Origin of the sequence: Pseudomonas sp. NY15437, assembly GCF_048068435.1 — a bacterium.
Lineage (GTDB): Bacteria > Pseudomonadota > Gammaproteobacteria > Pseudomonadales > Pseudomonadaceae > Pseudomonas > Pseudomonas nitroreducens_B.
In genome coordinates this window covers 21773-43646 of sequence record NZ_JBLUQC010000010.1, presented here as the reverse complement: position 1 = coordinate 43646, position 21874 = coordinate 21773, and the positions used below count along the sequence as shown (strand labels likewise).

Sequence of the window (21874 nt, the reverse complement as noted above, 5' to 3'; positions counted from 1 at the left end):
CGCGAACCCATCGGCCACGTCGGCCCTGCCGACGGATCGCGGGCATGGCCCGCTCCTATAATTCTCGCGCCAAGAGGAAGGTGTGCAGCGTAGGAGCGGACCTTGTCCGCGAATCCCTCGCGGCAGAATCAGTTCCCACCGGGGTACACGGAGCCGGCAGCGACCTGTAGGAGCGCCAAGGGGAAGCGTGCAGCGTAGGAGCGGACCTTGTCCGCGAAATCCCTCGCAGCGGACTCGGTTCCCACCGGCACACGGAGGCGGCAGCCACCTGTAGGAGCGCGCCATGCGCGCGACCGCGGGCAGGGCCCGCTGCTACCGGGGAACACCCTGCCAGGCGCTTCGCGAGCCAGCTCGCTCCGACAGGCGCGATGCGCCGTTATGACTGTGCCAGCGCCAGAAAGGCGCTCGGCAGGCGCGCCTGGCGGCGGTCCTTCAGGCAGTACAGGTACTCGTCGATCAGGCTCGCGCCCTTGATCTGCAGCACGCACAGTTGCGGGTTATCCGGCACTTCCTGGCGGGCGATGATGCTCACGCCCAGGTTGCGGATCACCGCCTCGCGGATCGACTCGCGGCTGCCGATCTCCAGCATCGAAGCCGGCGCCACGCCGGCCTGCCGCAACATCGCTTCGGTCAGCTGGCGGGTGGTCGACCCGGCTTCGCGCATCAGCAGGCAATGGCTGCGCAGATCGCCCAGGCTGACCGACTGCATCGTCGCCAGCGGGTGGCTGCGGTGCACCGCCAACACCAGCGGGTCGCTGCCCAGCACCACGCGGGTCAGGCGCGCGTCGTCCACCTGCTGCGAGGAGGCCGCCAGGTCGACCCGGCATTCGATCAGCGATTCGAGCACCTGGCGGGAGTTGCCGATCTCCACCGACACTTCGATCTGCGGGAAGCGTTCGCGAAAGGTCTTGATCAACCCCAGCACGTAATAAGGAGAGGTGGCGCCGATGCGCAGGGCGCCCTGCATCTGGCCGCAGTTGCGCAGGTAGAACTCGATGTCGGCCTCCTGCTGCAGCAGCGCCTCGACCATCGGCAACAGGCGCGCGCCCTCGTCACTCAGGGTCAGGCGGCGGCCGCCGCGGTAGAACAGCTCCACCGCGTACTGGCTCTCCAGGTGGCGGATCTGCGTGGTCACCGTGGGCTGGCTGAGGCCGAGCTTCTTCGCCGCCTGAGTAATGCTCCCAAGCTTGGCAACCCTGTAAAACGCCTTCAGCTCTGCACTGAGCATCTGTGTCACCGGCCTCTCGAAAAATCTGCCCATCATTTTGCTGCACGACGCCGGAAATTCGGCGCCAGCCCACTGGCGACGCGGCCTGCAGCCGAGCGACAAAACACCCGAAAAGGTCAATATCCCTGACCTGTATCACTGGCATCCGCGAATACGGCTGGACAGCCCGGAGTTGAGCGACTTTCATTGCCGTTGGAAAAATCCCACACGGAAACCCGAAGGCGGCCTCACAAGGGTCCGTCCCAGGAGCAATTAATGAAGTACAAAGTCACCATGGTTTTCGGAACCCGCCCGGAAGCCATCAAGATGGCCCCCCTCGCCCGCGTCCTCCGCCGCACCCCCGAAATCGAGTTGCGCATCTGCTCCACCGGCCAGCATCGCGAGATGCTACAGCAAGTGCTGGACTCCTTCGAACTGGAGGTCGATGAAGACCTCGACGTCATGACCCAGGGCCAGACGCTGAACAGCCTGTCCCTGCAGATGATGGGCAAACTCGATGACAGCTACGACCGTCATCGTCCGGACATCGTGCTGGTGCACGGCGATACCACCACCAGTTTCATTGCCGCCCTCACGGCCTTCCACCGGCAGATTCCGGTGGGCCACGTTGAGGCCGGCCTGCGTACCGGCAACATCCACCAGCCCTGGCCGGAGGAGGCCAACCGCCGCCTGACCGCGGTGATCGCCGACCTGCATTTCCCGCCCACCAAGGCCTCGCGCGACAACCTGCTGCGCGAAGGGGTGAACATCGACCAGATCGAAGTCACCGGCAACACGGTGATCGACGCCCTGCTGTGGATGCGCGAGCACCTGCGCGAGACGAACTGGACGCCTGCCGCCGACTCGCCGCTGGCCCGGTTCACCGGTGAGCGCCGCCTGGTGCTGATCACCGGCCACCGCCGGGAGAACTTCGGCAAGGGCTTCGAGCGCATCTGCCTGGCGCTCGCCGAGCTTGGCCAGCGCTTCCCCGACGTGGACTTCGTCTACCCGGTGCACCTCAATCCGCAGGTGCAGAAGGCCGTCTACGGCCTGCTCTCGGACAAGCCGAACATCCACCTGATCGCCCCGCAGGATTACCAGCATTTCGTCTGGCTGATGGACCGCGCCTACCTCATCCTCACCGACTCGGGCGGCATCCAGGAGGAGGCCCCGGCGCTGGGCAAACCGCTGCTGGTGCTGCGCCGCGTGACCGAGCGCCCCGCCGTGCTGGAAGGCGGCACCGTGGTCCTGGTGGGCACCAACACCAGCCGCATCGTCAGCGAAGCCAGCCACCTGCTGCGCGACGAGGAAGTCTACGAACAGATGAGCCGGGTGTTCAGCCCTTACGGCGACGGCCACGCCAGCGAGAAGATCGTTGCGCGGCTGCTGTCCTGGTTCGGTGAATCACGCACGCCAAGCGAGTTCGAATGAACCTCGAACTGGTCGACATCCTCACGTACGTTCTCTATGCGCTGAAGTACCTGGCCATCCTCCTCGCCGCGCTGATGTTCCTGCTCGGCCTGGATGACCTGTTCATCGACCTGGTGTACTGGGGCCGGGTGCTGGTCAGGCGCTTCCGCATCTACAACCGCTTCGACCGGGCCGACGAGGAACGCCTCTTCGCCGCCCCGGAAAAGCCGCTGGCGATCATGGTGCCGGCCTGGAACGAGGTCGGCGTGGTGGGCGAGATGGCGCGCCTGGCGGCCTCCACCCTGGACTACGAAAACTACCAGATCTTCGTCGGCACCTACCCCAACGACCCGCAGACCCAGGCGGACGTCGACGCGGTGTGCCTGCACTACCCCAACGTGCACAAGGTGGTCTGCGCGCGCCCCGGGCCCACCAGCAAGGCCGACTGCCTGAACAACATCATCGACGCCATCCTGCGCTTCGAGGCCGACGCCCGCGTCGAGTTCGCCGGCTTCATCCTGCATGACGCCGAAGACGTGATCTCGCCGCTGGAGCTGCACCTGTTCAACTACCTGCTGCCGGCCAAGGACCTGATCCAGATCCCGGTCTACCCCTACGCCCCGGAATGGACCGGCTTCACCGCGGGCCACTACGTCGACGAGTTCGCCGAGAACCACGGCAAGGACGTGCCGGTGCGCGAGGCGCTGACCGGCCAGGTGCCCAGCGCCGGCGTCGGCACCTGCTTCAGCCGCCGCGCCATCGCCGCGCTGCTGGAAGACGGCGACGGCATCGCCTTCGACGTGCAGAGTCTCACCGAGGACTACGACATCGGCTTCCGCCTCAAGCAGAAGGGCATGAAGTGCATCTTCGCCCGCTACTCCATCACCGACCCGCAGCTGGCGCTCAAGAGCGACTGGGTGCCGGGCATGGACCGGCGCTTCTCCCAGGTCATCTGCGTGCGCGAGCACTTCCCGCGCACCTGGCAGCACGCCATCCGGCAGAAGTCGCGGTGGATCACCGGGATCGTCTTCCAGGGCACGCGCAACCTGGGCTGGAGCAGCAAGACCATGCTCAACTACTTCCTCTGGCGCGACCGCCGGGGGCTGATCGCCTACCTGCTGAGCTTCCTGGTCAACCTGCTGTTCCTGGTGCTGATCACCCTGTGGCTGATCACCACCCTGTCGCCGGACGCCTGGCGCTTCCCGTCGATCCTCGAAGGCAGCCAGCTGCTGGTGGTGCTGCTGTTCCTCAACGGCCTGATGCTGCTCAACCGGCTGTTCCAGCGCTTCTGGTTCGTCACCCGTTTCTACGGCATCTTCGAGGGGCTGCTGTCGGCGCCGCGAATGATGTGGAGCAACTTCGTCAACTTCTTCGCCAACCTGCGCGCGCTCAAGCAGGTCATGGAAATGGGCGACTCGCGCCGCGTGGCCTGGGACAAGACCACCCATGAGTTCCCCGCCCTCGCCGGCCCGCAGCGCACGCCCCTGGGCCAGCGCCTGATCGAACAGGGGCTGATCACCGAGGAACAGCTGCAGTCGGCACTGACCAGCCCGATCCGCCGGCGCCTGGGCCGCGAGCTGCTACTGCGCGAGCTGATCACCAGTACCCAGCTGGTCAGCACCCTCGCCGAGGAACTGGGCGAGGAATGGGCGCCGCTCAACCCCTTCACCCTCGACGCGCGCCTGATCGAGGCGTTGCCGCGCAAGCTGGCGCTGCGCTATGCGGTGCTGCCGGTCGCCGAGGAAGGCAAGACCCTGGTGCTGGCCAGCGAGCAGCAGATCAGCCAGGTCTCCCTCGGCGCCATCAGCCGTCAGCTCAAGCGCCCGGTGCGGGGCCGCCTGGCGCCGCAGGGCCGCGTCACCCTCGGCCTGCGCCACTGGTACGGCGGCCGCCACCAGACCGAGGAAACCCGCGCCATCATCGACGTGCTGCGGCAGCGCCAGGGCGACGAGGCGCTGATGGAACGCCTCAGCGGCCACGTGGTGATGTTCGGCTCCCTGCTGCAAGTGCGCGGGATGGTGCCGCCGAGCCTGTTCAACCAGGCCCTGATCGACTTCGACCCGGAGCAGGACTCCCTCGGCGAACACCTGATCAAGCGCGGCATGATCACCCAGCAGGTGCTCGAGGAAGCACTCCAGGAACAGGCCAGCGAACAGCACGAGGCCTATCGCATCGTCCGGGAGGCCGTGTGAAACCGCAACAAACCCTGCTTTACGGCCTGATCCTGGCGAGCATCGCCGCACCGCTGGCCCAGGCCGCCGATGACCAGCTCAGCGAGTTCCAGCGCTTCCGCAGCTTCCCGTACCTCGACAAGGGCTACAAGGAAGCGAAGAAGAACAACTGGGCGGAAGTCGAACGCCTGATGCGCCACCTGCTCGACCGCGTGCCGAACAACACCGAGGCGCGCGCCCTGCTGATCCAGTCCCTGTCCAAGCAGCAGCGCTTCGCCGACGCCGAACGGGAGGCCCAGGCCCTGGCCGGCACCGATGCCGGCGCGCAAGTGCTCACCGAGTTGCGCCTGGACCTGATCGAGAACGGCCCGCCGCCCGAGGCCCAGGTCAACCAGTGGCTGGCAACGCCAACGAACGCGTGCGCCTGTGGCAGGCCTACAGCCTCAAGCTTGGCCAGACCCAGGGCGCCGCCAAGGCGCTGGACTGGCTCGGTACCCTGCCGCCGGGCAACGACGGCCGCGTGCTGCGCGAAGCCCGCGCCAACTGGGCCGAACAGCTGCGCGACTGGGACACCACCATCGCCCAGCTGGCGCCGCTGGCCGCCGCCCACCAGTTGTCCGCCGAGGACTGGCACCGCCTGGCCAACGCCTACGCCCAGCGCCTGGATGAGAAACCGCTGGAGCAACTGCTGCAGCAGGCGCCCGATGCCAACGCCGCGCGCCAGGCACGGCTGGCACTCATCGACCGCGCCATCGCCGTGGAGCAGACGGACGTCGCCAAACGCTGGCTGCTCACCCTGCCCGAGCAGGACCGCAACGACCCGACGCGCCGGGCGCAACTGCTGGAAGTCGCGCGCGACAGCGCCGATGCCCCGCTGGTAACCCAGCTCAGCGACGAGCAGAACCGCCCGTGCCTGGAAACCACCGAATGGCTGTCGCGCCACGACCAGGCCGCCGCACTGGCCAAGTTGCAGCAGTGCAAGCCCGCCGACGACCCGAAGACCTGGCTGGTGCTGGCCCAGCGCCTGGACGCCACCGACCTGCTGGAAACTACCCGGCTGCCGGAACCCTGGGACACCGCCCGGCGCGACCAACTGATCGACGCCTGGCGCCGTCAGGGTCGCACCGACCTGGCGCTGGCGTGGCTCTCGCGCCAGCCGCAGACGCCCGACACTGTGCGCCAGCGCGCCGAGCTGCTGCAGGCCCGTGGCCGCACCGGCGAAGCGGCGGCGCTGTGGGAACAGCGCTACCGCCAGACCGGCGACCTGCGGGCGTTGGACCAGGCCAGCTACCTCGCCCTCAACGCCGGGCGCACCGAGCGCGCCAAGCAGCTGCTGGAAAGCGCCTATGACCGCCGTGGCGGCAACCTGCCGCCCACGCTGCTGCAACGTCTGGCCAGCATCCATGCGCGCAGCGACACGCCGCTGGACGTCGCGCGCATCGAGGCGCTGCTGCCCAAGGCCGACCCGGTCTCGCGCGGCTACCTGCTCGGTCGCCTCGCCGAAGCCGGGCGCTGCGACGCCCTGCAGCGCTACCTTAGCCCGGACTCCAACACCCCCGGCGAACTGCGCGCCCTTGGCCGCTGCGCCATGCCCGCGCGGCCTGGCGAGGCGGTGGTCTACTACCAGGCCGCCATCGCCCACGGCGACAGGGACAGCCAGTTGCCGCTGGCCTATGCCCTGGAAGCCGCCGGCGATCCGGCCGGCGCGCTGCGCATCTTCAACGCCCTGCCGCCCGGCGAGCTCAACGACAACGCCCGCCTGACCGCCAGCCGCGCCGCACTGCTCACCCACGACAACGCCGCCGCCGAGCGCTACTGGCAGCAGGCGAAGAAGGACAGCGCCGACGACTGGGCCCTGGGCGCCAACATCGCCGACGCCCGTGGCGACTATCCCGAAGCCCTGTCCCGGCACCGCGAAGCACTGCAGCACGAACCCAACGGCCAGCACTTCTACAACGCCGCCGGCAGCGCGCAGAAGGCCGGCGACAAGCAGCAGAGCAAACTCTGGCTGGCCGAAGCGGTGCGCCGCGAACCGAACAATCCACGCTTCCGCGCGGACTACGGCATGCGCCTGGCCGACACCGACACGCCGCAGGAGCGCCGCACCGCGATCCCTTACCTGGAACGCGCAACCCGCGATTACCCCGAGGACTTCCGCCTGGGCGAGACCCTCGCCTGGCGCTACGACGAAGCCGAGGACAGCTTCGCCGCCCGCCGCGAGCTGCGCCGGGTGATCGACCTGGAGCAGGACCCGGTGGCCGCCGACGACGAATACGGCAGCCTGGAAGCCCGGCGCTATCGCCAACGCCGCGCGCACCAGGTGATGTCCCAGCGGGACAACCTGACCATTGCCAGCACCTGGTCGCCGGCGGGCGTCACCACGGTGCCGATCCTCAACGACAACATCCAGACCGGCGACCGCCGCCGCGCGCAATCGCAGAACCTGCAGACCTTCATCTGGGACCACGCCCTGGGCGAGGAACCGACCCGCAACGGCAGCACCCTCTCCGTGTACGGGCGGGCGATCGCCGGCAACGAAGGCCGCAAGAAATACACCCAGACCCTCGCCGCCGGCTTCGGCCTGCGCTACAAGCCCTTCGGCGACTACAACCTCAACCTCTACAGCGAGTTGTACAAGCAGAACACCGTGAAGGACAGCGGCGATTCCGGCCTCACGTTCGAAGGCTTGCGCTGGCACGAGATCGGCACCCCCGAGAAGTTCGAGCGCTACATTCGCAAACGCGACCAGTACGGCCAGACCTCCACCGACTTCCTACTGCGCGCCACCGCCTCCTTCCTCGACCAGGGCGACTACCGCAACGACTGGCGGGTGGATGAAAGCGACTGGGACGAGCGCTTCCTCTACACCGACCTGGCCTGGTGGACCCACGCCGGCGATCACCAGTGGGTCTCGCGCTACCAGCAGGGCCACACCTGGAAGCTGCCGGTGGACTCGCCGCAGACGATCATGCCCTACGGCTTCGCCGAGTTCTCCGCGCAGGACCCGAGCAACGACTGGCGCCAGGACCTGCGCAGCGGCGTCGGCCTGCGCTGGCAGTACTGGTACGGCGACGATCGCTACAACGCCTACCGCGCCCATGTCACCGTGCGCACCGAGTACCAGCTGGGCATGGCGGGCAATCTCTATGAAAAGGCCAACGGCTGGCTGGTGGGACTCGAGGTGAACTTCTGATGCGCCGTCTGCTTTACGCCCTCGCCCTGCTCGTCACCGCCGTTGCGGCACGGGCCGATGATCGCCTGTTCTACCAACCGCTGAATGTCGACGCGTCGCTCAGCGACGCCCAGTGGCAACAGATCTGGCGCGCCAGCGCGGCCCAGGGTGCGAAGACACTCATCGTGCAGTGGACCGCCTACGGCGACGCCGACTTCGGCGGAGCCAACGGCTGGCTCGCGCGCGCCCTGAAGAACGCTCACGACAATGGCCTGCAACTGATCCTCGGCCTGTACATGGACCCGGCCTACTACCAGCGCCAGGGCGAGCTCGACACGCCCGGCCTGGAAGCCTACTGGCAGCACCAGCTCGGCCGTTCCCTGGCCCAGCAGCGGCAAGTCAGCGCGCAGTGGCACTTGCCGGTCGCCGCCTGGTACCTGCCGATGGAGCTGGACGACTGGAACTTCCAGGCCGTCGAGCGCCGCCAGGCCCTGCAACGCCAGCTCAAGGACTTCGCCGGACAACTCAAGGCGCCGCTGCAATTGAGCGCGTTCTCCGGCGGCAAACTGGCGCCGCAGGTGTATGGCGACTGGCTGGGGCAGATCGCGGGGCTCGGCGTGCAGGTCTGGTGGCAGGACGGCGCCGGCACCGGTGCGCTGCCCGAGCGCGTGCGCCAGGCCTACGCCGGTGCCCTGCCCTGCTCGGTCGGCATCGTCCGCGAGGCCTTCCGCCAGACCAGCGCCGCCGGCCAGGCGTTCCGCGCCGAGCCCGCCGCGCCTTCCACGGTCTCCACCGGCTGCCACGCCAGTGCCGTGTTCGAGGTGCGCTATCGCCCCTGGGGCAAGCTGCTGCTGGACAACCAGCGCGCCCACAGCGGCACCGCCGCCACGCCCTGACACGCCTCGCTGCCTGCGCGCCCCGCCCGCTTGCGCGGGGCGCGCAGGCTTCGGCTATGCTCGCGCGAGCGACCCCACACTCGCACAGGGCAGTTCATGTTCAAGACCATCGAGTCCGAGATACTCAAGCAACGCGTCCCGCCCGGGATCAGGGCCGAATTCCTCCAGCACGACTTCGAGCGACTCCACGGTTTCAGCCTGCTGGTCTATGCGGTAAGCGCCGCCATGTGGCTGCTCTTCGACCTCATCGTCAGCTTCCAGGCCGGCCAGGGCTTCACCTATGTCTCAGTGATCTTTCTCGGCGTGTTCTTCCTCATCACCGTCCTGGCCAGCCTGGTACGCCGGGCCGTGCATTTCTACTGGCTGAACCTGGCGTTCGTCATCACCTTCAGCCTTGGCGCACGCCTGGTGATCGACGGCCTACCGGAACTGCTGCGACCGGCGTGGCTGGTCATCGCCGCCGCCTCGGTGCTGTACAGCGCCACCGCCCTGCCGCTGAACACGCTCGCGTTCTATTCCGTACTGGCCGTGACCTGGACGTTCCTCAACCCGCTGCTGGGCGACGTGCCCGCCCTGGATGCCCGGCGCAGCATGCTGGTCTGCTACCCGCTGTTCATCAGCGCGCTGTCCGTCTACGTGTTCAACCACCTGAGCAAATCCAAGCTGTACAACTACGCCATGGCGCGCCTGCTGATGGACCAGGCCTACCTCGACGCGCTCACCGGCATTCCCAACCGCCGCTCGTTCATGACCCGCGTCGGCCAGCGCCTGCCGGACGATGGCGAACAACGCTACCTGGCGATGGTCGACATCGACCATTTCAAGCGCGTCAACGACACCTACGGGCATGACATCGGCGACGAAGTGCTGACACGCGTCGCGCGCACCATCCAGCAGGAAATGCAGGACTTCGAATTCGCCCGCCTGGGCGGCGAGGAGTTCGGCCTGTACCTGTGGGGCATCAGCGTGGAGGACGCCCAGGCGCGGGTCGAACGGCTGCGCCGCGCCACCGCCGAACTGCCGGGTACGCCAACCGTCACCATCAGCCTGGGCCTGGCCCACCTCAGCGCCGACGGCACCCTGAGCCAGGCGCTGATCAAGGCCGACCAGGCGCTATACGACGCCAAGCACAACGGCCGCAACCGGGTGACCTATTCGCCGTGACGACAGCATCGAGCGCAAACAAAAAAGGCCCGCGAATGCGGGCCTTTGGCGTGCTGGTGTCCCGGAGAGGGGTCGAACCTCCAACCTTCCCCTTAGGAGGGGGACGCTCTATCCAATTGAGCTACCGGGACAATCGGGTCGGCATGTTAACCACCGACAAGCGTTTTGTCATGCCGCCGCCACCGGCGCGGTTCATAATTTCGCCTTCAGCCGGAGAATGACCATGACCACAGACGACGGCGCCCTGCCCGATTCCCCCTTCGCCACCTTCGATGTGCGCGTCGCCACCGCCGACGATGCGGCCACCCTGGCGCCGCTGCTGCAGCAACTGGGCACACAGGATCCGCTGCCCGATACCGCCCTGCTCGCGCTCGCCCTGAGCAACCCGCCAGCAGCGCGGGTAACGCTGGTAGCCGAGCGCGACGGCGCCCTGCTGGGCACCTGCACCCTGCACCTGATCGAGCACATCGCCCACGGCTTCGCCCGCTCGGCGATTCTCGAGGACATGGTGGTGGACAGCCGCGCGCGCGGCCAGGGCGTCGGCCAGGCGCTGATTGGCCGGGCGGTGGAATGGGCGCGGGACTGGAAGTGCTACAAGCTCGCGCTTTCCAGCCACCAGGACCGGGAAATGGCGCACCGCTTCTATGCCGCCATGGGCTTCGCGCCGCACGGGGTCAGCCTGGCGCTGCCGCTGGACTGACCTCAGCTGGCCTGTGCGTCCGGCGGGGCGAGCAGATCGAGCAGGTGGCCGACGGTGATATCCAGCGACACCGAGTTGTCCAACTCCACCAGCGGCCCGGGCAGGCCGTCGGCGAAGTGCGCATTGCGCGCCAGACGCTCCTCGATCTCCGCCAGCGATTCCCGGCCACGCTTGAGCAGCCGCTGGCGCAGCACCTCGGGTTCGACCTTGAGCAAGACCGCGATCAACTGAGGATAATGACGACGCGCCTCGGGCAGGTATTTGCGTGAACCGTTGACCAGCACATCGTGACCGGCAGCGAGCCAGTCATCGATCTCGCGGGGAATGCCGTAGTGCAGGCCATTGGCGCGCCAGCTCATGGCGAAGGCACCGGCCTGCTCCAGACGCGTGAACTCCTCGACGCTCACCGGGTGCGCCTCTTCCCCGCGCGCCTCGGCGGAGCGCGTGATGACGCGCCGGACGATCCGGCAATCCATCGCGGCCAGGGGAGCGCTGGCGGCCTGCAACACGCTGTCCTTGCCGGAACCCGACGGGCCCATCAGGAAAATCAGTCTGCCTGGGGTCATAGAACTCTCGGTGCGCCGGCGGCTCGGCGTTACTTCAATTCTGATCCGCGGGGCGGATAATACTCCGAGCCTTGTGCGATATCAGTGAAAACACCGTGATGGGCGCCGCGTCGGGCTGCCGTCCCCTGACTCGCCGTCGGGCGCTGTGCCATCATCGCCACCCGCGACGAAGTGCCCGCATCAGGTCGCTCAACGGCAGAGAGGGGCCCTGCATCTATCGACTACGCTGAACCCAAGGGGCACATCGCCAGTTTTCCCTTAACTCCCATCTAAAGAAAGGTCTGCCTAGACGGTCTCATTTCGGACGATTGGTGCTGGCATTTAGCCTTCACCCGAGACACAATATGCCGAAGGTTTGACGTCAAGTTATTGGATATTTTTGCAAAAGCTTTGACGACGCGCTGAACGGCCACTGGAAATCGCTGTCAAAGGGCCTGAACGAACGCTGACCCATGGCATCGGCCTCCCTGACTTACAGGTTTAAAGTATGCGCCCATTGAAACAGGCAACCCCCACCTACTCCAGCCGTACTGCTGACAAATTCGTCGTACGTCTGCCCGAAGGCATGCGTGAGCGTATCGCCGACGTCGCTCGCAGCCACCACCGCAGCATGAACTCCGAGATCATTGCGCGTCTCGAACAGAGCCTGCTGCAGGAAGGCGCGCTGCAGGACAACCTGGGCATCCGTCTGGACAGCCCGGAACTCAGCCTGCACGAACGCGAGCTGCTGCAACGCTTCCGCCAGCTGACCCACCGTCAGCAGAACGCCCTGATCGCCCTGATCGCACACGATGCCGAGATGGCACAGAACGACGCCTGATTCGTTCGTGACCTCCGAAACAGCCGGCCCCGAGCCGGCTTTTTCATGCCTGCGATTGACCGCCCTCTCTCCTCGCCGGGCACAAAAAAGCCGCCTCGCGGGCGGCCCTTTCGGCGGAGCTGGCCCTACATCAGGAACAGCGTGGCCAGCCCGAGGAAGATGAAGAAACCGCCACTGTCGGTCATCGCCGTGATCATCACGCTGGACCCCATGGCCGGGTCCCGGCCCAGACGCAGCAGCGTCATCGGAATCAGCACGCCCATCAGCGCGGCGAGCAGCAGGTTGAGCGTCATGGCGCCGGTCATCACCGCGCCCAGTTCCCAGTTGCCGTACAGGTAGAACGCCACCAGGCCGATCACCCCACCCCAGATCAGGCCGTTCACCAGCGCAACGCCCAGTTCCTTGCGCAGCAGGCGATTGGCGCTGCTGACCTGGATCTGGTCCAGGGCCATGGCGCGGACGATCATGGTGATGGTCTGGTTGCCGGAGTTGCCGCCGATGCCGGCGACGATGGGCATCAGCGCCGCCAGCGCCACCAGCTTCTCGATGGAGCCTTCGAACAGGCCGATCACCCGCGAGGCGATGAAGGCAGTCACCAGGTTGGTGGCCAGCCAGGCCCAGCGGTTGCCGACCGACTTCCACACCGAGGCGAAGATATCTTCCTCCTCGCGCAGACCGGCCATGTTCAGGACTTCGCTTTCGCTTTCCTCACGAATGAGGTCGACCATCTCGTCGATGGTCAGGCGGCCGATCAGCTTGCCGTTCTTGTCCACCACCGGGGCGGAAATCAGGTCGTAGCGTTCGAACGCCTGGGCGGCGTCGTAGCCGTCTTCGTCGGGGCTGAAGGTCACCGGGTCGGTGGCCATGACCTCGGCCACGTCCTTGTCCGGGTCGTTCACCAACAGGCGCTTGATCGGCAGCACACCCTTGAGCACGCCGTCGTAATCGACCACGAAGAGCTTGTCGGTATGACCGGGCAGCTCCTTCAGGCGGCGCAGGTAGCGCAGCACCACTTCCAGGCTGACGTCATCGCGGATGGTGACCATCTCGAAGTCCATCAGCGCGCCGACCTGGTCTTCCTCGTAGGACAGCGCCGAGCGCACACGCTCGCGCTGCTGCTGGTCGAGGGTTTCCATGAGCTCGTGGACCACATCGCGCGGCAATTCCGGCGCGAGGTCCGCGAGTTCGTCCGCATCCATCTCCCGCGCCGCCGCAAGGATCTCGTGATCGTCCATGTCGGCGATCAGGGTTTCCCGTACGGAATCGGAAACTTCGAGGAGGATGTCGCCGTCGCGCTCGGCCTTGACCAACTGCCAGACCGTCAGGCGGTCATCCAGGGGCAGCGATTCGAGGATGTGGGCGATGTCGGCCGGGTGCAGTTCATCCAGCTTGCGCTGGAGTTCCGCCAGGTTCTGGCGGTGCACGAGATTTTCGACGAGGTCGTGATGCTGGCCTTCCTGACGGTGCGTCAGGTCTTCGACCAGCTTGTGCTTGTGCAGCAGGTCGACCACCTGGTTGAGGCGGTCCTGCAGGCTTTCCTGCGGCTTCTTGGCTTCTACTTCGGTCATAGCACGCTCCACCCCCAGTGGCAGAACGGGCCAGAGGGGATCAATACATCAGGTCGTGTGTACGCAATCGGGGTTCTGAGTAACTACTGGGTAAGTCCATGGTGGTGTCCCATGCGCCCATCGAGGGCAGATGCGGGAAATGATAACACTCCGGGGTGTATTACGCGTTACAAAATGGCGGCTAGAACAATCGCTTGCGGGCGAAAGTTCACTGCCGAATCACTGCCCGGTTCGACGCCCGAAAGCTCCCACAGGACACCCGGCTACGGCTGACAATTTCCCCTCCTAGGCTGCACGCAGGCCCGCCATCACGGAGGAACCCATGCGCCTGCCTGCCCTGCTCTGCCTTCTCCTGATGTCACTGGTACCGACCAGCGAGGCAGCCTCGGTGTTCCGCTGCACCGCGGCCGATGGCAGCGTGCTGTTCAGTCAGTATGGCTGCCCTGCGCAACGGCGGCAGGAAATCCAGGAGGCAAGCAATCCGACGCCGGGCAGTGGCGATCCAGTGCCGATGGCCGTTGCGCCGGCACCCATCGTGTCGAAACCGCCGGCGCGCAGCAAAGGGCAGCGCCAGGAGCAGGCCGAGCGCGAAGCCGTGGTGGTGGTCGGCGAGCAGCAGAACGGCTGCGGCAACCGCGTCACCGGCAATGCGCGGCGCAAGGCGATCATCGAGGGACGGATAAGGACGGGCATGACCCGCAGCGACGTGGAGAGCGCACTGGGAAGGCCCGACCGGGTCAGCCAGCACAACGAGACGCTGCGCTATCACTATGAGGCGGACCGGAAGCACGGCGCGCGAACCGTGACCTTCGATGAGGACGGCTGCGTGATGGGTAAGGCGAAGCGGTGAGCGCCGGTTTTTTTCGACGGCAAAGAAAAAGGGCCTGCATTTCTGCAGGCCCTTTCGGTATATGGCGCACTCAGGAGGATTCGAACCTCCGACCGCTCGGTTCGTAGCCGAGTACTCTATCCAGCTGAGCTATGAGTGCGCTGATGAGGGCGCAAATTCTAGGGCGATTTTTCTGACCTGTCAACAAGATTTTTCAATCTTTTCAGTCACTTACGTAACCGGACAACTCATCGCACCAGAGGATGCAATGGCGGAGAGGGGGGGATTCGAACCCCCGACACCCTTTTGAGGTGTACTCCCTTAGCAGGGGAGCGCCTTCGGCCACTCGGCCACCTCTCCGCAACACGGGGCGCATGATATCCATGTTTTCCCCGTTTGCAAAGAAAAATTTTAGAAAAATTAATGGTTTGGTTCTTGGTCTTTCTCTTTCTGGATGCGCTGGTAGATTTCCTCACGGTGCACAGCAACTTCCTTCGGCGCATTCACACCGATACGCACCTGATTTCCTTTGACGCCCAGTACAGTCACGGTGACGTCATCACCGACCATCAGGGTCTCTCCGACCCGGCGAGTCAGAATCAGCATTCCTTTCTCCTTACGTGTTACGGATAAGCAGTCTGCAAAAAAAGAAATGGTGGCAGATTCGTATAGATCAAGTGCGCGAATCCTTCACCCAGTATTGACCAGTCCTGTCGGAAAGAAAGTTCCTGACAGAGAGTCAAAAACGACAAAAGGCGCGGGGTAGCCGCGCCTTTCGATATAACCCGCCTTACTCGCCCTGTCGGGCGGGGGCGTCGAGTTCGAAGGCGGTGTGCAGGGCACGAACCGCCAGCTCGAGGTACTTCTCCTCGATGACCACGGACACCTTGATTTCCGAGGTGGAGATCATCTGGATGTTGATGGTTTCCTTGGCCAGCGCTTCGAACATACGGCTGGCGACACCCGCGTGGGAGCGCATGCCGACGCCGACGATGGACACCTTGGCGATGTTGGTGTCGCCAGTGGCTTCGCGCGCACCGATGGTGGTGGCGGTCTGCTTGAGGATTTCCAGGGCGGCCTGGTAGTCGTTGCGGTGCACGGTGAAGGTGAAGTCGGTGGTGTTATCGTGCGCGACGTTCTGCACGATCATGTCGACTTCGACATTGGCGGCACTGATCGGACCGAGAATCTTGAAAGCAACGCCGGGGGTATCCGGTACGCCACGGATGGTCAGCTTGGCTTCGTCGCGGTTGAAGGCGATGCCGGAGATGATCGGCTGTTCCATGGATTCCTCTTCATCAAGGGTAATGAGGGTGCCCGGACCCTCCTGGAAGCTGTGCAGCACGCGCAGCGGGACGTTGTACTTGCCGGCGAATTCCACCGAGCGGATCTGCAGCACCTTGGAGCCGAGGCTGGCCATTTCCAGCATCTCTTCGAAGGTGATCTTGTCCAGGCGGCGCGCCTGCGGCACGACGCGCGGGTCGGTGGTGTAAACGCCATCGACGTCGGTGTAGATCTGGCACTCGTCGGCCTTCAGTGCCGCCGCCAGGGCTACGCCGGTGGTATCGGAACCGCCACGGCCCAGGGTGGTGATGTTGCCGTGCTCGTCCACACCCTGGAAGCCTGCGACCACGACGACGCGGCCGGCTTTCAGATCTGCGCGAATGTTCGCATCGTCGATGCTCAGGATACGCGCCTTGGTGTGGGAACTGTCGGTCAGGATACGGACCTGGTTACCGGTGTAGGAAACCGCCGGCACACCACGCTTCAGCAGCGCCATGCTCAGCAGGGCAATGGTCACCTGCTCGCCGGTGGAGACCATCACGTCCAGCTCGCGCGGAATCGGCTGGTCCATGATCTGTTTCGCCAGACCAATCAGGCGGTTGGTCTCACCGCTCATGGCGGATACCACCACGACGATGTCGTCGCCCGCCTCACGGAATTTCTTCACCTTCTCGGCTACCTGCTCGATTCTCTCGACGGTGCCGACGGAGGTCCCTCCGAACTTCTGTACGATCAAAGCCATTTCAAAAGCCGCCTGATTCCTGAAGGGCGCCCATTAAACATGCATCACCGCATGCTGCCAAGGCCCGCCGGACGCGCTGCGGGCCCCGTATTTCAGGGCCTTTAGAGGCCCTGTTCGACAAACTTCACTGCCAGCGCCAGAGCGTCGTCCAGCTTGCCGGCATCGGCACCACCGCCCTGGGCCATGTCCGGGCGACCACCGCCCTTCCCGCCCACGGCCGCAGCGGCCTGCTTCATCAGATCACCGGCCTTGAGCTTGGCGGTCAGGTCCTGGGTCACGCCGGCCACCAGCACGACCTTCTCCTCGAACACGCCGCCCAGCAGGATCACGCCGCTGCCCAGCTTGTTCTTCAGTTGGTCGACCAGCGCCAGCAGCGCCTTGCCATCCAGACCGTCAAGACGCGAGGACAGCACCTTCACGCCGCCCACGTCCACGGCGGAGCCCGCCAGGTCGTCACCGGCTGCGCTGGCGGCCTTGGCCTTGAGCTGTTCCAGCTCCTTTTCCAGCTGACGGTTGCGTTCGATCAGGCCGGAGAGCTTGTCCAGCAGGTTGTCGCGGCTGCCCTTGACCAGGCTGGCGGCTTCCTTGAGCTGCTCTTCGGCACCGTTCAGGTAGGCCAGCGCAGCGCCGCCGGTGACGGCTTCGATACGGCGCACGCCGGACGCCACACCGCCTTCGCTGGTGATCTTGAACAGGCCGATGTCGCCGGTGCGGGACACGTGGGTGCCGCCGCACAGCTCGACGGAGAAGCTGCCGCCCATGCTCAGCACGCGCACCTGATCACCGTACTTCTCGCCGAACAGCGCCATGGCGCCCTTGTTCTTGGCGGACTCGATGTCGGTCTCTTCGGTCTCGACCTCGGAGTTCTGGCGGATTTCGCGGTTGACGATGTCTTCCAGCTGCTTGAGCTGCTCGGGCTTGATCGCCTCGAAGTGGCTGAAGTCGAAGCGCAGGCGCTGGCTATCGACCAGCGAGCCCTTCTGCTGGACGTGATCGCCCAGTACCTGGCGCAGCGCAGCGTGCAGCAGGTGGGTGGCGGAGTGGTTCAGCGCGGTGGCCTGGCGTACGGAGGCGTCGACCTCGGCCTTCACCGCAGCGCCGACGGTGAGGCTGCCCTGGGCAACCACACCGTGGTGCAGGTGCGCGCCGCCGGCCTTGGTGGTGTCGCGCACGTCGAAGCGCACGCCGGCCGCTTCCAGGTAACCGCTGTCGCCCACCTGGCCGCCGGACTCGGCGTAGAACGGAGTCTGGTCGAGGACGACCACGCCCTCCTCGCCTTCGCCCAACTGCTCGACGGCCTTGCCGTCCTTGAACAGCGCGATGATCTGGCCGGCGCCGGAAACGCCCTGGTAGCCGAGGAAGCGGGTGTCGCCATCCACTTTCACCAGGCTGTTGTAGTCCATGCCGAAGGCGCTGGCGGAGCGGGCACGCTCGCGCTGGGCCTCCATTTCGCGCTCGAAGCCTTCCTCGTCGAGGGTCAGGCTGCGCTCACGGGCGATGTCGTTGGTCAGGTCCACGGGGAAGCCGTAGGTGTCGTACAGCTTGAACACCACGTTGCCGGGGATGACGCTGCCCTTGAGCTCGGCCAGGTCCTGCTCGAGGATCTTCAGGCCCTGCTCCAGGGTCTTGGCGAACTGTTCTTCCTCGGTCTTGAGCACGCGCTCGATGTGCGCCTGCTGCTGCTTGAGCTCGGGGAAGGCTTCGCCCATCTCGCCCACCAGCGCGGCGACGATCTTGTGGAAGAAGGTGCCCTTGGCGCCCAGCTTGTTACCGTGGCGGCAGGCGCGACGGATGATGCGGCGCAGCACGTAGCCGCGGCCTTCGTTGGACGGCAGTACGCCGTCGGCGATGAGGAAGCCGCAGGAACGGATGTGGTCGGCCACCACTTTCAGCGACGGCGCGTCGTCGTTGGCGCAGCCGATGGCGTCGGCCGACGCCTTGAGCAGGCTCTGGAACAGGTCGATCTCGTAGTTCGAATGGACGTGCTGCAGCACGGCGCTGATGCGCTCCAGGCCCATGCCGGTGTCCACGCTGGGCGCCGGCAGCGGGTGCATGACGCCGTCCGCGGTGCGGTTGAACTGCATGAAGACGTTGTTCCAGATCTCGATGTAGCGGTCGCCGTCTTCTTCCGGCGAGCCGGGCGGGCCGCCCCAGATGTCGGCGCCGTGGTCGAAGAAGATCTCGGTGCACGGGCCGCAGGGGCCGGTGTCGCCCATCGCCCAGAAGTTGTCCGAGGCGTAGGGCGCGCCCTTGTTGTCGCCGATGCGAACCATGCGCTCGGCGGGGATGCCCACTTCCTGGGTCCAGATGTCGTAGGCCTCGTCATCGCTGGCGTAGACGGTGACCCAGAGCTTTTCCTTGGGCAGGTTCAGCCACTTGTCGGAGGTGAGGAATTCCCAGGCGTAGGTGATCGCGTCGCGCTTGAAATAGTCGCCGAAGCTGAAGTTGCCCAGCATCTCGAAGAAGGTGTGGTGGCGAGCGGTGTAACCGACGTTTTCCAGGTCGTTGTGCTTGCCGCCGGCACGCACGCACTTCTGGCTGGTGGTGGCGCGGGTGTAGGCGCGCTTTTCCAGGCCCAGGAAGCAGTCCTTGAACTGGTTCATGCCTGCGTTGGTGAACAGCAGGGTCGGGTCGTTCGCGGGGATCAGCGAACTGGACGCTACGCGGGTGTGCCCCTTCTCTTCGAAGAAGCGGAGGAAGGCTTCACGGATTTCAGCGCTTTTCATAGGTTCTTCCACGGAAAAATGCGGCCACGAATCGCCGGCAAAGGGCCGCATTATATCGGCCCCGCAACAAGGTTGAAGTGTCTTTGCGCGATAGTTAACGCTTATCGCGCAATATTTGCGGTCAGGAACGACGAAAGGCGGCAAAAGCTTCGACGATAGCCGGAATATCCGCACTTTTGATATCCAGGTGCGTGACCAGGCGCAGGCGCGCCGCGGGGCTGACGCGAATGCCACGCTCGGCCAGGTGCGCGCCCAGCGCGCCGGCCTGCTCGCCGATGCCGACATAGACCATGTTGGTCTGTACCGGCTCGATGGCATAGCCCAGTTCAGCCAGGCCACGGCCCAGCGCTTCGGCATTGGCGTGGTCCTCGGCCAGACGCTCGACCTGATGGTCCAGCGCGTACAGCGCCGCCGCGGCCAGGCCGCCGGCCTGGCGCATGCCGCCGCCGACCATCTTGCGCAGCCGGCGCGCGCGGCCGATCAGTTCGGCATCGCCACACAGCACCGAGCCCACGGGCGCGCCCAGGCCCTTGGACAGGCACACCGAGACGGAGTCGAAGTGGCGGGTGATCTCGCGGGCATCCACGCCCAGCTTCACCGCGGCGTTGTACAGGCGGGCGCCGTCCAGGTGCAGCGCCAGGCCACGGCGGCGGGTCAGCTCCCGCGCGGCAGCCAGGTAGGTCAGCGGCAGCACCTTGCCCTGCATGGTGTTTTCCAGCGCCAGCAGGCGGGTACGGGCGAAGTGGAAATCATCCTGCTTGATCGCCGCCTCGACCTTGGCCAGGTCGAGCGAACCATCGGCCTCGCCATCAATGGGCTGCGGCTGGATGGAACCCAGCACGGCTGCGCCACCGCCTTCATATTTATAGGTGTGCGCCTGCTGGCCGACGATGTACTCGTCGCCCCGGCCGCAATGGGCCATCAGGCCGAGCAGGTTGCTCATGGTGCCGGTGGGCACGAACAGCGCGGCGGCGAAGCCCAGGCGCTCGGCCAGGGTGGCCTCCAGGCGGTTGACCGTCGGGTCCTCGCCGTAGACGTCATCGCCCAGCTCGGCGCGCGCCATCGCCTCGCGCATACCGGCGGTGGGCAGGGTCACGGTGTCGCTGCGAAGGTCGATGAGGGACATGGCGGAGCTCCTAGGCAATCAGGCGGAAAGGCCGATGCTAAGCGCTCGCCAGAGACGGAACAAGGCTTGGAGCAACAGTAGGAGCGAGCTTGCTCGCGAACGTTTCTGCGGCGGCTTCGGCGCCGTGCGGTTCGCGAGCAAGCTCGCTCCTACGAAAAGACCGTCAGAGCTCGGTGGGGACCACCAGAATGCCGGCGCGCAGCCCGTTCTTCACCCGCGGGTTGGGGAAGATGATCCGTGCGCCCTGCTCTTCCACGATCCAGCGGGTGCCGCCGATGTCCTCGGCGAGCAGGAAGCCGTGGTCCAGCTCGGTGAAGTTGTCCACCGCATCGTCCAGGTGCAGGCGGAAGTGGTCGCTGTGCTTGATCACTTCGCGGGAGACGGCGAACAGTTGCAGACCGTCGATCTGCGCGCCATCGCCTTCCTGGCCGCTGATCACGCCCTGCAGCATGGCTTCCAGGCGGTCCAGGTTGACCCCCTGGTTCTGCCCGAACGGGCGGGCCTTGCCCAGTTCCAGGGTGAAGGCCTCGGCGCCCAGGTGGCTGTAGGTGTAGGCGCTGAAGGTGATGCCCGGCTTGCTCTGCAGGAGCACTGCGTCGATGCCGGCGCTGCGCAGGCGCGCCAGCTCCTCGCGGGAATGTTCGCGGCCGCTGGCCCAGGGGTAGAGCGCGAACTGTTCGATCTTCGAGCCGCGGATGGCGGTGTGCAGGTCGTAATGCAGACGCGGGCGGCCTTCGCGGGCGAAGAACGCGGCGGCCAGGCGCTCCAGCTCCGCCGCGCGCAGGGCCTCGTTGCCGCTGCCCTCCTCGTGGCGACCGCAGAACAGGCGGTTGATGTCCTGCTCCAGGTAACGTTCGCCGCGACGCATGGCTTCGGGATTGCCGAGCAGGAACAGCACCCGCGCCGCCGGCTTCAGCTCGCCACGGGCGATGCGGTGCACCAGGCGGTCGAGCAGCTCGATGGGAGCCGTCTCGTTGCCGTGGATGCCAGCCGACAGCAGCAGGTCGCGACCGTTGTCGCGCGCCACGGGCGGGGTGACTTCCAGGGCGCCTTCGGCCAGCCAGTGCAGACGGGTGCCGTCGGCGGTGAGCTGAATCTTTTCCGTCGGCTCACGGCCGGCGAGGGTCAGTTCGAGCAGTTTGCCCAGGGCTAGCATGCGGACGCCTCCATCGTTCCCCGCGGCCGGAGCAGCCGCGGACTCCGCGATCAGTGGTGATGGTCACATCCACAGTCTGGACCATGTTCGTGGACTTCGGCGGCTTCCAGCTCCAGGCTCAGGCCCAACTGGTTCACCGCCTGCGGGCGCACCACCAGCAGCGGGATCTCGGCGTCGTCCTCGTGGGAGTCGGCGTAGATCACCAGGCCGCCCTTGCCGTCGGCCTCCAGCCACAGCTCGCGCCCTTCCAGGCGGATGGCCAGGCGTGCGGTGTGGGTCTCGCGGCGCTCGCCCTGGTTGTCTTCGAGAATCAGCGGGAGGCTTTCGGTCATGTCAG

At 65.9% G+C, this 21874-nt stretch carries 16 protein-coding genes, 3 tRNA genes and 1 pseudogene; 8 read left to right on the top strand and 12 right to left on the bottom strand.

Annotated elements, in window-relative coordinates; genetic code table 11:
* Positions 1–376: 376 nt before the first annotated feature.
* Positions 377–1228, bottom strand: coding sequence for a LysR substrate-binding domain-containing protein (locus ACNFIA_RS21305; protein WP_416788436.1), 852 nt, complete (start codon positions 1226–1228; stop codon positions 377–379).
* A gap of 255 nt (positions 1229–1483) precedes the next feature.
* Between ACNFIA_RS21305 and wecB the strand changes: the two genes are divergently transcribed.
* The 5 genes and pseudogenes from wecB (at position 1484) to ACNFIA_RS21280 (ending at position 10020) form a co-directional block, all read left to right on the top strand.
* Positions 1484–2638: a non-hydrolyzing UDP-N-acetylglucosamine 2-epimerase gene (gene wecB / locus ACNFIA_RS21300; RefSeq protein WP_259756449.1), complete on the top strand. Its 1155-nt coding sequence runs from the start codon at positions 1484–1486 to the stop codon at positions 2636–2638.
* Positions 2635–4809, top strand: a complete 2175-nt coding sequence (gene nrfB / locus ACNFIA_RS21295) for a cyclic di-3',5'-guanylate-activated glycosyltransferase NrfB (RefSeq protein WP_416788433.1) — start codon at positions 2635–2637, stop codon at positions 4807–4809. Before wecB ends, nrfB begins: the two co-directional genes overlap by 4 nt.
* Positions 4806–7981: pseudogene (locus ACNFIA_RS21290) on the top strand (NfrA family protein). The gene nrfB and the pseudogene ACNFIA_RS21290 overlap by 4 nt, the downstream one beginning before the upstream one ends.
* Positions 7981–8856 carry a DUF4434 family protein gene (locus ACNFIA_RS21285; protein ID WP_416788430.1) on the top strand — a complete coding sequence of 292 codons (876 nt, stop codon included), beginning with the start codon at positions 7981–7983 and terminating at the stop codon, positions 8854–8856. The pseudogene ACNFIA_RS21290 and the gene ACNFIA_RS21285 overlap by 1 nt, the downstream one beginning before the upstream one ends.
* Positions 8857–8952: 96 nt before the next feature.
* Positions 8953–10020, top strand: coding sequence for a diguanylate cyclase domain-containing protein (locus ACNFIA_RS21280; RefSeq protein WP_416788427.1), 1068 nt, complete (start codon positions 8953–8955; stop codon positions 10018–10020).
* 54 nt (positions 10021–10074) lie between these two features.
* On the opposite strand, the gene ACNFIA_RS21275 is transcribed toward ACNFIA_RS21280, so the two are convergent.
* Positions 10075–10151, bottom strand: a tRNA-Arg gene (locus ACNFIA_RS21275).
* 92 nt (positions 10152–10243) lie between these two features.
* On the opposite strand from ACNFIA_RS21275, the gene ACNFIA_RS21270 reads away from it, so the two are divergent.
* Positions 10244–10720: a GNAT family N-acetyltransferase gene (locus tag ACNFIA_RS21270; protein ID WP_416788425.1), complete on the top strand. Its 477-nt coding sequence runs from the start codon at positions 10244–10246 to the stop codon at positions 10718–10720.
* Positions 10721–10722: 2 nt separating this feature from the next.
* Here the strand turns inward: ACNFIA_RS21270 and phnN are convergent, their stop codons facing one another.
* Entirely contained in the window at positions 10723–11286 is a 564-nt protein-coding gene (gene phnN, locus ACNFIA_RS21265) for a phosphonate metabolism protein/1,5-bisphosphokinase (PRPP-forming) PhnN (RefSeq protein WP_416788423.1), read from the bottom strand.
* Between the two features lie 487 nt (positions 11287–11773).
* On the opposite strand from phnN, the gene amrZ reads away from it, so the two are divergent.
* On the top strand, positions 11774–12106 hold the full coding sequence (amrZ, locus tag ACNFIA_RS21260) for a transcriptional regulator AmrZ (RefSeq protein WP_017517196.1): 333 nt from the start codon (positions 11774–11776) through the stop codon (positions 12104–12106).
* Between the two features lie 125 nt (positions 12107–12231).
* On the opposite strand, the gene mgtE is transcribed toward amrZ, so the two are convergent.
* Entirely contained in the window at positions 12232–13674 is a 1443-nt protein-coding gene (gene mgtE / locus ACNFIA_RS21255) for a magnesium transporter (RefSeq protein ID WP_416788421.1), read from the bottom strand.
* A 322-nt stretch (positions 13675–13996) separates the two neighbouring features.
* Between mgtE and bamE the strand changes: the two genes are divergently transcribed.
* Positions 13997–14524 carry an outer membrane protein assembly factor BamE domain-containing protein gene (gene bamE / locus ACNFIA_RS21250; RefSeq protein ID WP_416788419.1) on the top strand — a complete coding sequence of 176 codons (528 nt, stop codon included), beginning with the start codon at positions 13997–13999 and terminating at the stop codon, positions 14522–14524.
* Positions 14525–14586: 62 nt separating this feature from the next.
* Here the strand turns inward: bamE and ACNFIA_RS21245 are convergent.
* The 8 genes from ACNFIA_RS21245 to ACNFIA_RS21210 all read right to left on the bottom strand — a co-directional run bounded on the left by ACNFIA_RS21245 (position 14587) and on the right by ACNFIA_RS21210 (position 21869).
* Positions 14587–14663 (bottom strand) — tRNA-Arg (locus ACNFIA_RS21245).
* A gap of 109 nt (positions 14664–14772) precedes the next feature.
* Positions 14773–14863 (bottom strand) — tRNA-Ser (locus ACNFIA_RS21240).
* A gap of 60 nt (positions 14864–14923) precedes the next feature.
* On the bottom strand, positions 14924–15109 hold the full coding sequence (gene csrA, locus ACNFIA_RS21235) for a carbon storage regulator CsrA (RefSeq protein WP_003085981.1): 186 nt from the start codon (positions 15107–15109) through the stop codon (positions 14924–14926).
* Between the two features lie 184 nt (positions 15110–15293).
* The gene (locus tag ACNFIA_RS21230; RefSeq protein WP_259756461.1) at positions 15294–16529 is read right to left on the bottom strand and encodes an aspartate kinase; all 1236 of its coding nucleotides are present in this window, start codon (positions 16527–16529) and stop codon (positions 15294–15296) included.
* 101 nt (positions 16530–16630) lie between these two features.
* Positions 16631–19255, bottom strand: coding sequence for an alanine--tRNA ligase (gene alaS, locus ACNFIA_RS21225; RefSeq protein WP_416788416.1), 2625 nt, complete (start codon positions 19253–19255; stop codon positions 16631–16633).
* A gap of 121 nt (positions 19256–19376) precedes the next feature.
* Complete coding sequence (gene ltaE, locus ACNFIA_RS21220) at positions 19377–20381, bottom strand: low-specificity L-threonine aldolase (RefSeq protein WP_259756464.1); 1005 nt, start codon at positions 20379–20381, stop codon at positions 19377–19379.
* 163 nt (positions 20382–20544) lie between these two features.
* Positions 20545–21537 carry a succinylglutamate desuccinylase gene (gene astE / locus ACNFIA_RS21215; protein ID WP_416788413.1) on the bottom strand — a complete coding sequence of 331 codons (993 nt, stop codon included), beginning with the start codon at positions 21535–21537 and terminating at the stop codon, positions 20545–20547.
* Positions 21538–21587: 50 nt separating this feature from the next.
* Complete coding sequence (locus ACNFIA_RS21210; protein WP_024766339.1) at positions 21588–21869, bottom strand: GTPase; 282 nt, start codon at positions 21867–21869, stop codon at positions 21588–21590.
* Between the last annotated feature and the right edge of the window lie 5 nt (positions 21870–21874).

Coding starts and splice junctions, on each gene's coding strand:
- bamE (WP_416788419.1), top strand. CDS start 13,997: ATGCGCCTGCCTGCCCTGCTCTGCCTTCTCCTGATGTCACTGGTACCG.
- ltaE (WP_259756464.1), bottom strand. CDS start 20,381: ATGTCCCTCATCGACCTTCGCAGCGACACCGTGACCCTGCCCACCGCC.
- ACNFIA_RS21270 (WP_416788425.1), top strand. CDS start 10,244: ATGACCACAGACGACGGCGCCCTGCCCGATTCCCCCTTCGCCACCTTC.
- amrZ (WP_017517196.1), top strand. CDS start 11,774: ATGCGCCCATTGAAACAGGCAACCCCCACCTACTCCAGCCGTACTGCT.
- ACNFIA_RS21305 (WP_416788436.1), bottom strand. CDS start 1,228: ATGCTCAGTGCAGAGCTGAAGGCGTTTTACAGGGTTGCCAAGCTTGGG.
- csrA (WP_003085981.1), bottom strand. CDS start 15,109: ATGCTGATTCTGACTCGCCGGGTCGGAGAGACCCTGATGGTCGGTGAT.
- wecB (WP_259756449.1), top strand. CDS start 1,484: ATGAAGTACAAAGTCACCATGGTTTTCGGAACCCGCCCGGAAGCCATC.
- ACNFIA_RS21230 (WP_259756461.1), bottom strand. CDS start 16,529: ATGGCTTTGATCGTACAGAAGTTCGGAGGGACCTCCGTCGGCACCGTC.
- ACNFIA_RS21210 (WP_024766339.1), bottom strand. CDS start 21,869: ATGACCGAAAGCCTCCCGCTGATTCTCGAAGACAACCAGGGCGAGCGC.
- astE (WP_416788413.1), bottom strand. CDS start 21,537: ATGCTAGCCCTGGGCAAACTGCTCGAACTGACCCTCGCCGGCCGTGAG.
- alaS (WP_416788416.1), bottom strand. CDS start 19,255: ATGAAAAGCGCTGAAATCCGTGAAGCCTTCCTCCGCTTCTTCGAAGAG.
- nrfB (WP_416788433.1), top strand. CDS start 2,635: ATGAACCTCGAACTGGTCGACATCCTCACGTACGTTCTCTATGCGCTG.
- ACNFIA_RS21285 (WP_416788430.1), top strand. CDS start 7,981: ATGCGCCGTCTGCTTTACGCCCTCGCCCTGCTCGTCACCGCCGTTGCG.
- mgtE (WP_416788421.1), bottom strand. CDS start 13,674: ATGACCGAAGTAGAAGCCAAGAAGCCGCAGGAAAGCCTGCAGGACCGC.
- ACNFIA_RS21280 (WP_416788427.1), top strand. CDS start 8,953: ATGTTCAAGACCATCGAGTCCGAGATACTCAAGCAACGCGTCCCGCCC.
- phnN (WP_416788423.1), bottom strand. CDS start 11,286: ATGACCCCAGGCAGACTGATTTTCCTGATGGGCCCGTCGGGTTCCGGC.